The following is a 3,140-nucleotide window of genomic DNA, read 5'->3' as shown; positions in this document are numbered from 1 at the left end:
TACGCCAGTTCCATGATCTATAAAGACTCTTTTGCCTATAACAGCACCTGGGTGAATATCTATATTTGTTAAAATCTGAGTTAAACCCATTATAATTCTAGCTAAGCTTTTAAAGTTAGCCATGTAGAGTTTATGCGCTACTCTATACCATGCAACAGCCCAAACTCCAGGGTAATTAAATAAAAAATCAAACCCAGAATTTAACGCAGGGTCATTTTTATATGCATTTGAAAAATCTTCTTTTATTTCAGCAAAAAGTCCCAATAACAGCTCCTAGTTAGTAGTTCTTAAATAACCATTTTGATGTAAAAATAGTTCTAGTTTTGCAAGTGTATCACTTTTTTCTTGTGCTGTAATAAAGCTAGAATTTGACAGTGTGTCTTTAAGCTTTTTTGATACTTCTTGTGCATCGTAACCTATGGAGTCTAGAATATCTAAAATACTTTTTGATTCAACAGCATTTATTATCTCATAATCATTCTCATCAATGATTATTGTATATTCGCTTGGGTGAGTAAAAAGGTTGTGGTTCATTCCAAGTGTCTCTTGATATGCACCAACATTAAAGAAACCTAAAAAGTAATCCTCTTCATCAAGATTCACATCATGAAGATATAGAGGTTTTTCTGGGTTAAATCCAATCTCACCGTCACTATCACATGTAATATCCCAAAGTGATGCTGCTCTAAGAGGTGTAGTATCTAGATGGTGCAGAGGCATAACTGGAAAGTGTTGATTGAGTCCCCAATAATCTGGCAAACTTTGAAATATTGAAGCATTTATAAGGTAACGCTCTTGAAGTTTGACTTGAAGTTGTTCTAGCTCATCTGTTGGATTTGATGATTTTAAATAAAGAGCTCTTTTAATAATATTGTGCACTAAAATCTCTGCGTTTGAGCGGTCTTGAAGGTCGATATAACCTAGATCAAAAAGCGTAAGAATAGACTCTAAGTGGTCAAGCGCATCGTGAAGGTACTCAATACAATTTGTGTTGTTTAAAAGCTTATTTAACTCAATGAGTTCTTGTATTAACGGTGGATTAATAACTTTAAAATTTAGTAGTTTTTCTTGAAAATCTTGGGTAGAGAGCTCCAAAACTGGAGTAATTAAGACTGCGTGAGAAGCTACAATAAATCTTCCTGATTCTGTAAAAATATCTGGATGAGAAACATTTTTGGCATTCATAATCTCTCCAAGTAAGAAGACAACACTGCTTGAAAACTCATCTATGGAGTAGTTTCTTGAGTTTGAGAGAGTATGCTGGTCATAGACCACAGCTAGTCCACCACCAATATTTATGCTATTTAATTTGTTTGCACCCATCTTTTTAAGTTCAGCATAGATATTTCCAGCTTCACGAAGAGCCTTTTTAAGAGGAGCAATATCAGACATTTGAGAACCAATATGAAAATGAATCATGCTTAAATAATCCAAAAGATTTGCTTCTCTAAGGAGTGTGATTGCTTCAATAATCTCTGTTGAAGTCAGTCCAAATTTTGCATCAATTCCACCGCTTTTAGCCCAGATACCGCTACCTACGCTATGAAGTCTTACTCTTATGCCAATATTTGGAACCTTTAAGTTACACTCTTTTGCCACCTCAATTATAGTTTCTAACTCTCCCAAACCCTCAATTGTGATGATAATGTTATGCCCACTTTGAGCTGCCATAAAGCCAAGTGTTATCATCTCTTTGTCTTTGAAACCATTTACTGTTATATAAGCTCCAGCAGGTGTTTTACTCATAGCAAGAATTAACTCAGCCTTACTTCCAGCTTCAAGACCATAGTTAAATTGAGCACCTTGCGTTGTTACGGCCTCAATTGCATGTGGAAATTGATTTACTTTTAATGGAAAAACAGCATTAAATTTACCTTGATAATTATTTTGCTGTATGGCCTTATCAAAATAACTGTAAAGTGTTCTGATTTGGCTCTTAATTAGATGTGGAAATCTAAGTAAAATTGGTCCTCTAACATCATCTAAGCGAATATCTTCAACAATCTGAAGAAGTGAAGGCATACATTTGTAATTTAACCTTATTTGTCCATCTTCTATGATGAAGTTGTTGTTTGACCAGATATCAAGACCAAAGTTATTCATTTACACATCCTATACATTTAATTTTTTATGAAAATATTTATCTACATCAAAATATATTTCATCATTTCTATTTTTGAAAGTAAGATGCGATTTGCTAAGCTTACTTATATGGCTAACCCCCATGACTGCTAGGACTACCTTCATTCCTTTTAAGAGGTTTATATGGTAGTTTCCTATCTCTTTGCCTTTTTTTATAACAAGATAAGATGCTCTTTTTTTCTCATCTTGGGTAGCCATTCCAACAGGGCATACGTGTGAGCCAAAGCCAGAACACATTCTAGCGCGTATGCATCCCCCACTCATCATAAAACCTCTTGCAATTCCAACAGCATCAGCACCCATACACATAGTAATAATAGCATCATCAGGTGTTAATATCTTCCCGATTGCTATTATTTTTATATCATCTCTTAAATTATATTTTTTAAGTATTGTATCTAAGATATAAAGAGCGTTATTTGTAGTTAATCCGACTGATTCCATAAGTTCAAGTGGTGCAGTTGCACTTCCACCTTCACCGCTATCTATTGTAATGAAATCTGGAATATTTTTACCTTGAGCTTTTCTTGAAACTATCTCTCTTACCATCTCATCAACGCTATTTGCATCAGAGATTACTATCTTAAAACCAACTGGTTTTAGTGAGAGTTTTTGAAGTATCTCAACAAAGTCAAGTAGATGAGATGTTGTATCTGCATAAGGAAATCTATTTGGAGAAAAAATATCCTTTCCTTGTGGTACACCTCTGTAAAATGCAATATCAGCAGTAACTTTTGCGGCTGCTAGTTTCCCACCAGTCTGTTTTGCACCTTGAGCTATTTTTATTTCTGTCATACGACAAAATTTCATAACTTTTTGATATTTTAACTCATCAAACTTTCCACTAGAGTCTCTTACACCATAAAGACCAGAACTCATCTGAAATATTATGTTTGGTATATCTTGTGGAACTTCTTTTGGAAATGACTCAAGGGAAGCGTTCCAGTTTACACGAAAAAGTACGTGAGAGTCTGTGTCATATATATATGTGTTTTGAG

The 3,140-nt window shown here is 34.4% G+C and carries 3 protein-coding genes; all 3 read right to left on the bottom strand.

Annotated features, from left to right (window positions below; all coding sequences use genetic code 11):
- A partial coding sequence (locus PHI38_RS09875) for a serine O-acetyltransferase (RefSeq protein WP_367182616.1) occupies positions 1–264 on the bottom strand: 264 nt, incomplete at its 3' end.
- A 9-nt stretch (positions 265–273) separates the two neighbouring features.
- The gene (gene speA, locus PHI38_RS09870; protein WP_299855658.1) at positions 274–2,103 is read right to left on the bottom strand and encodes a biosynthetic arginine decarboxylase; all 1,830 of its coding nucleotides are present in this window, start codon (positions 2,101–2,103) and stop codon (positions 274–276) included.
- Positions 2,104–2,112: 9 nt separating this feature from the next.
- On the bottom strand, positions 2,113–3,140 hold a 1,028-nt coding region (locus PHI38_RS09865), incomplete at its 5' end, for an FMN-binding glutamate synthase family protein (RefSeq protein WP_299855656.1).

Origin of the sequence: Sulfurimonas sp. (assembly GCF_028694895.1) — a bacterium.
In the GTDB taxonomy this organism is placed as follows: domain Bacteria; phylum Campylobacterota; class Campylobacteria; order Campylobacterales; family Sulfurimonadaceae; genus Sulfurimonas.
Note: the sequence above shows the minus strand (reverse complement) of the source record. Positions and strands in the feature narration are given on the sequence as shown.